The organism is Actinokineospora globicatena (assembly GCF_024171945.1).
Taxonomy (GTDB): domain Bacteria; phylum Actinomycetota; class Actinomycetes; order Mycobacteriales; family Pseudonocardiaceae; genus Actinokineospora; species Actinokineospora globicatena.
In genome coordinates, this window is the sequence record NZ_JAMTCR010000006.1 from 814,603 (window position 1) to 820,944 (window position 6,342).

A 6,342-nucleotide genomic window follows, 5' to 3' on the forward strand; every position below is an offset into this window, starting at 1 on the left:
CAAGCCCCCGGGTTCGCCCGGGTGGAGAAGGCCCCGTCGGCTCCCCTGCGGCCGACGGGGCCTTCGCCTGTTGCCGGGGTAGTCGCGGTGCCAACTGGGGGACGATGCCGGGCGGGGATGTGGGGGTGGGTGGCGGGGGAGAGTGATACAGCGGCCGATGGGGCCTTCGTTCGTGTGCCCGCTAACACGCAACTCTGTTCGGCGCGCCTCCCGGGATCGGGAGATGATCAATGGAATGTATGCAGTCAATCCTGCATCTCGGGAGTGATCATGCGTTCCGTTGTCCCCACCCTGGCCGTGCTCGCCACCCTCGTGCTGACCGGCTGCGACCCCAACGCGCTCGGCACCGGCGGTACCTCGGTCCCCGCACCGGCCCCCGGCGCGGCGGGCGACCACCAGGCCCAACTCGCCGCGTTGGGCCAACCCCGACCCGAAGACACCGGCGCGCACTACAACCGCGACGAGTGGGGCGAGTGGGTCACCGACCGGTCCAACAGCTGCAGCACCCGCGAGCAGATCCTGGTGCGCGACGGTGACGGCGAGGCCGTGGACGGCAGGTGCAAGTCGACCTGCCCCAGGGCCTTCTGCTGGACCAGCCGCTACGACGGGGTCACCACCAAGGACCCAGCCGATCTGCAGATCGACCACATCGTGCCGCTGGCCGAGGCCGCCCGCTCCGGCGCCCGCGACTGGACCGGCGAGCAGCGCAAGGCCTACTACAACGACCCGGTCAACCTGGTCGCGGTGTCCGCGCGCTCCAACCAGCAGAAGAGCGACAGCGACCCCGGCAAGTGGCGCCCGATGCGCGAGTACTGGTGCGACTACGCCACCGGCTACGTCGCGGTGAAGACCAAGTACCAGCTCTCCGTCGACGACGTCGAGCTCGCCGAGCTGACCCGGATGCTCAACACCTGCCCGTGAACGAGCGAACGGGGCCGCGACCAGTGGTCGCGGCCCCGTTCAGCGGGGTCTGGGATCAGACGCCCGCGATGCTCTGGATCCAGCTGCGGTAGGAGCCCACCGAGGTGTAGTTGGTGATGCTCTGCCGGTCGCTGGTCGACGCGACACCGATCTGGCGGCCGTTGCCGAACATCGGGCCACCGGAGTCGCCACCGGCGGTGATGCCGTTGACCCGGCGGGCCTGCACCGCGACACCGTTGTAGGCGTCGCGGGCGTTGGTCGAGGTCACCTGGACGGTCGCGACCTTGAGGTAGCGCGACTGGCAGTTGATCTCGGGCTGGCCGGTGCAGGTGGCGCCCCAGCCGTAGACCTGGACCTGCTGGCCGACGCGGGCGTCGGCGGTGGTGCCCAGCGGCGCGTAGGTCGCCGACACGCTGCGGTCCAGGCGCGCGATGGCCAGGTCCGAGGCGGAGTGCCGGTAGATCTGCGAGGCGTTGGCGGTGGTGCCACCGGTCGTCTGGTCCAGGCTGCCGACGCGGAAGCTGATCGTGCCGCTGGCCACGCAGTGCTTGGCGGTCAGGATGTACTGCGGGGCGATGATGGTCGCCGAGCAGGACTGCTGGCCGTTGGAGAACAGCCGCGCCGCCCACGGGGCGTTGCTCGCGGTACCGCCGCCGATGATGGCGGGGGTCAGGACCGGGTCACCGGCCGGGGCGCTCGGCGCCGCGGACGAGGTGGGCGCGGCGGCCAGCACGGCCAGTGCCGCACCGGCGATCGCCACGGCGAGCTTGGTCTTCTTCATGCGTTTCTCGATTCTGCGGCCGGAGCCGCGGCAGGGGTGAATCGGGAATGTGTCCACACAGTCGGCCCCGTGCGGACAAGACAGCGCCGCACCGCGGGACGCGGGAGCGTAAGCCCAGGTCAGCTATGCCTGGAACTGACCGTATCCGGCCAGTCGCGCTGTCGAGAACTCACCTTTTCACCCAAATCGAGCTAATCGCAAGGGTCGGATGTTCCCACCACGTTCACATTCACCGAATTGGCAATTGGTAACGACCAGCCACGGATTGCGTTGAATCGCTTTCCACGTTCGGCGCGCTGGGACCCGGCCGGGCGGGCGCCCCCGCCACTAGCATCGGGCGCGCGGGGCGCGGCGACGAGGCGGCGCCCGTGATCGACTCAGGAGGTCGACGGCGATGGCGCTGCTGCGCAGCTACGTATCCGGCCGGTGGCACACGCCAGCCGAGGACGGGGCACCACTGCTCGACGCGGTCACCGGCGACGAGGTCGCCAGGATCTCCTCCGCCGGGGTGGACATGGGCGCCGCCCTCGACCACGGCCGCCGCGTCGGCGGACCGGCGCTGCGCGAGCTGACCTTCCACCAGCGCGCCGCCCTGCTCAAGGTCATCGCCACCCACCTCACCGAGCACAAGGACGAGCTCTACGCCCTGTCCACCCGCACCGGCGCCACCCAGCGCGACTCGCTCGTCGACATCGACGGCGGCATCGGCGTGCTGTTCACCTACAGCGGCAAGGGCCGCCGCGAACTGCCCAACGCCAAGGTCCTCGCCGAGGGGCCGGTCGAACGGCTCAGCCGCGAGGGCACCTTCGTCGGCCGCCACATCGCCGCGCCGCTGCACGGGGTCGCCGTGCAGATCAACGCGTTCAACTTCCCGGTCTGGGGACCGCTGGAGAAGTTCGCCCCGGCGTTCCTCGCCGGTGTCCCCAGCCTGATCAAGCCCGCCAGCCAGACCGCCTACGTCACCGCCAGGCTGGTCGAGCTGATGCTCGCCTCCGGCGCGCTGCCCGAGGGCAGCCTGCAGCTGGTCAGCGGCGGCGCGGGCGACCTGCTCGACCACCTCACCCCGCAGGACCTGGTCGGCTTCACCGGCTCCGCGGGCACCGCGCGCAAGCTGCGCGGCCACCCGGTCGTGATCGCCAACTCGGTCCGCTTCACCGCCGAGGCCGACTCGCTCAACTGCTCGGTCCTCGGCCCCGACGCCACCGACGGCACCCCCGAGTTCGACCTGTTCGTCAAGCAGCTGGTCGCGGAGATGACGGTCAAGGCGGGCCAGAAGTGCACCGCCATCCGCCGCGCCTTCGTGCCGACCGGCCTGATCGACGCGGTCACCGACGCCGTCACCGCGCGCCTGGCCAAGGTCACCGTCGGCAACCCGGCCAACCCCGACGTCCGGATGGGCGCCCTGGCCAGCCTCGACCAGCGCGAGGAGGTCCGCCGTTCGGTCCGCGCGCTCGCCGACGCGGGCAAGGTCGTCTACGGCTCGCTCGACAAGGTCGACACCCTCGACGCCGACCCCGAGCGCGGCGCGTTCCTGTCCCCGCTGCTGCTGCGCGCCGACGACACAGGCCGCGCCGAGCCACACGAGGTGGAGGCGTTCGGGCCGGTCAGCACGCTGCTGCCCTACGACGGTGTCGACGAGGTCGTCGCTCTAGCCGCGCGCGGGCAAGGCAGCCTTGTCGGGTCCATCGTCACCGGTGACGCTGACTTCGCCGCCGCTGTCGCCTTGGGCGTCGCACCCTGGCACGGCCGGTTGCTCGTGCTCGACACCGACAACGCCAAGGAGTCCACCGGCCACGGCTCCCCGCTGCCCGCCCTCATCCACGGCGGCCCCGGTCGCGCCGGCGGCGGCGAGGAGATGGGCGGCATCCGCGGCGTCCTGCACCACCTGCAGCGCACCGCCATCCAGGCCAGCCCGCGGGTGCTCGCGGCGATCACGGGGGAGTGGGTGCCGGGTGCCCCGGTGCGCCAGGACGAGGTGCACCCGTTCCGCAAGACGCTCGCCGACCTGCGCGTCGGCGACAGCGTGACGGCGGGGCCGCGCACGGTCACCCAGGCCGACATCGACCACTTTGCCGAGTTCACCGGCGACACCTTCTACGCCCACACCAACCCGGAGGCGGCCGCGGCCAACGAGTTCTTCGGCGGCATCGTGGCCCACGGCTACCTGATCGTCTCGTTCGCCGCGGGCCTGTTCGTCTCGCCGGAACCGGGACCGGTGCTGGCCAACTACGGCCTGGAGAACCTGCGCTTCACGACACCGGTGTTCCCGGGTGACGAGCTGACGGTGACGCTGACCGCCAAGCAGATCACCCCCCGGGAGAACGCCGAGTACGGCGAGGTCCGCTGGGACGCCGACGTCACCAAGCAGGACGGCACCTCGGCCGCCCGCTACGACGTGCTCACCCTGGTCGCCAAGGCCTGACGCGCGGTGGGGAGGCGACCCCCGGTCGCCTCCCCACCCCACTCGCTACTACTTGACCTTCGCGCCGGTGGCGTCCAGGGCGAACCAGGTACCGCCGACGCCCTGGCCGTTGGTGTCACACGGGACCTTGTCGCCGGAGAACCGGTACACCGGCCAGCCGCCCACCGTGACCTGCTTGGACCCGTCCGGGCGGGTCACCGACCCGACGACCGCCTGGTCGAGCCCGGCCACCGCCGCGCCGTCGGGCAGCAGGACCGGCGGCCACTTGACCGCGCAGTCGCCGACGCAGGTGGTGCTCGACGGGTTCGCGGTGTCCTTGTCGAACCGGTACAGGGTCATGCCCGCCTGGTCGGTGACGATCTGCCCCAGCGCGCCGACCTTCATCACCGTCAGCGGCACCGTCTTGGCTGACTCGGCGGTCTTCGCCGCGGCCTTCTTGCCGTCGGGCAGGAACGCGAACCAGGTGCCGCCCGCGCCCTGGCCCTTGAGGTCCCCGGCGGCCACGTCCTTGGCGAAGCGGTAGGCGGGCCAGCCCGCGATGGTCAACTGCCTGCCGCCCTCGGGCCGCTCGAGCGTGCCGAGCAGCGCGGGGTCCACGCCCGTGGTCCGCAGGGCGGCCGGGTCCTCCACCATCACCGGCGGCCACGCGGTGGCGCACTCACCGGCGCACGCCGTGGTCGGCGGCTTCGCGGAGTCCTTGTCGAACCGGTAGAGCGAACGACCGTCGCCATCGGTCACGAACGTCCCCACCTCGGCGGACTCGGCGGTCGTGATGCCCGCGGTGAGGGCCACGGCGGCCGCCCTCGGCTCGACGTCCACAGTGGACAGCGGGGTGGTCTGCGGCGCGCCTGGCACGGCCTGCTCCTGGCCGCACGCGGCGAGGCCTGCGACGAGAGCGGCGGCGGACACGGTGAGGATCAGCTTGCGCATCGGGTGTCTCCCGGGGTCGGCGGTATGCGACCCACACGGGCCGCGCGCCGCTCCGGTTCACCCGGGAATGGCGACGGCGGCCGCCCCCGGTGGGGACGACCGCCGTCGGGTCGATCAGGCGCCGTCGTGGATGACGACGGTCAGCGGCTGCTGGTTGGCCGCGATGCCGGTCGCGTAGTTGCGCTGCACCCGCGCCCGCTCGGCCGCGCTCGGCTGCGAGTTCGCGCAGCTGACCGGGGCGGAGCTGCCCGACATCAGGTCCGAGCACAGCCCGGTCCGGTTGTCGGGCAGACCGAGGTTGTGGCCGAGCTCGTGGGTGATGATGCGGGTCTTGTTGTAGCCCTGGTCGACGGCCTGCTTGCCGAACCAGACCTGCGCCGATCCGGTGGAGCGGACCGGTCCGAGGGTGGCCCGCGGCCAGCCCGGGTCGGACACGATGCGGATGTTGACCCGCTGGCCCGAGGTGGCCTTCACGATCTTGACGTTCGGCGCGGCCGCGTTCCAGATGCGTGCCGCCTCGGCGATCTCGGTGGCGTACTGGCTCGCCCCGCTGTCGCTGTAGGTCAGGGTGGTGACCAGCGCGGTGGCCTGGGGGGCCGCCGTCGCCGGGCCTGCCGCCCCGACCACGACAGCGGCGCCGAGGAAGGCGTTCGCCGCGATCAACGCGAGTGTTCGTCGTTGCATGGGTGTGCTCCTGGTGTTGTGCGACCCGCCGGGACGGGTCGAACCCGGGTGGTTGCCACGCGGTCGGCGACGCCGAAGGGACGGCGACGACGTCGAACCTGCCGCGACTGCACATCGGGACGCCCACTCGTGGCGTCCCGATGACCATGGGTACTCGGTGTCCCCGGCGAACCAGTCGAATAGTGACCGCGATCACAAGGTTTGACTTTCCCACCCCGGGGAACCTCCGTAAGTGAACGCAGGGTGTCCGCGCGGCTATCGTGATCAGCGGAAACGGGCTCTCCGGGGTGGTTTCGGGCCGCGACGGCGGCTCGTGCGGTGCGGGGCTCGCGACCGTGCTGGATGCGTTGCTGCGCAACGGTTTCCGGTGTGCCAGACGGCTTGGAGGACCCCCGATTTGATCCCGCGTTGGTGGCCGTGTAACTTTCTTCCTGTCAGGCGGAACGGGCCGGGAAAACCGGAACGGAGCCAGACACAAGAACTTCAGCGGTAACCAGCCTCGGATGAGGTCGCCCATGGTGGCGGTTGAATCGGATGTGCGTGTGTTGTTTGAGAACTCAACAGTGTGCCGATTTAAGCCAGTAGAGCTTGAATGATTGAACCC

The 6,342-nt window shown here is 71.1% G+C and carries 5 protein-coding genes; 2 read left to right on the top strand and 3 right to left on the bottom strand.

All coding sequences use genetic code 11. The features are described from left to right. Window positions 1-270 precede the first annotated feature (270 nt). Window positions 271-921, top strand: coding sequence for an HNH endonuclease family protein (locus LV79_RS31150; RefSeq protein ID WP_253841860.1), 651 nt, complete (start codon window positions 271-273; stop codon window positions 919-921). A 55-nt stretch (window positions 922-976) separates the two neighbouring features. On the opposite strand, the gene LV79_RS31155 is transcribed toward LV79_RS31150, so the two are convergent. Further along, window positions 977-1,702 carry a S1 family peptidase gene (locus LV79_RS31155; protein ID WP_253841861.1) on the bottom strand — a complete coding sequence of 242 codons (726 nt, stop codon included), beginning with the start codon at window positions 1,700-1,702 and terminating at the stop codon, window positions 977-979. Window positions 1,703-2,096: 394 nt separating this feature from the next. Between LV79_RS31155 and paaZ the strand changes: the two genes are divergently transcribed. Continuing rightward, window positions 2,097-4,124 carry a phenylacetic acid degradation bifunctional protein PaaZ gene (gene paaZ / locus LV79_RS31160; RefSeq protein ID WP_253841862.1) on the top strand — a complete coding sequence of 676 codons (2,028 nt, stop codon included), beginning with the start codon at window positions 2,097-2,099 and terminating at the stop codon, window positions 4,122-4,124. A 48-nt stretch (window positions 4,125-4,172) separates the two neighbouring features. On the opposite strand, the gene LV79_RS31165 is transcribed toward paaZ, so the two are convergent. Then, a complete protein-coding gene (locus LV79_RS31165) occupies window positions 4,173-5,054 on the bottom strand; it encodes a hypothetical protein (RefSeq protein WP_253841863.1) in 882 nt (293 codons plus the stop codon). Window positions 5,055-5,168: 114 nt separating this feature from the next. Further along, complete coding sequence (locus tag LV79_RS31170) at window positions 5,169-5,738, bottom strand: snapalysin family zinc-dependent metalloprotease (protein WP_253841864.1); 570 nt, start codon at window positions 5,736-5,738, stop codon at window positions 5,169-5,171. Window positions 5,739-6,342 lie beyond the last annotated feature (604 nt).

Coding starts and splice junctions, on each gene's coding strand:
- paaZ (WP_253841862.1), top strand. CDS start 2,097: ATGGCGCTGCTGCGCAGCTACGTATCCGGCCGGTGGCACACGCCAGCC.
- LV79_RS31155 (WP_253841861.1), bottom strand. CDS start 1,702: ATGAAGAAGACCAAGCTCGCCGTGGCGATCGCCGGTGCGGCACTGGCC.
- LV79_RS31150 (WP_253841860.1), top strand. CDS start 271: ATGCGTTCCGTTGTCCCCACCCTGGCCGTGCTCGCCACCCTCGTGCTG.
- LV79_RS31165 (WP_253841863.1), bottom strand. CDS start 5,054: ATGCGCAAGCTGATCCTCACCGTGTCCGCCGCCGCTCTCGTCGCAGGC.
- LV79_RS31170 (WP_253841864.1), bottom strand. CDS start 5,738: ATGCAACGACGAACACTCGCGTTGATCGCGGCGAACGCCTTCCTCGGC.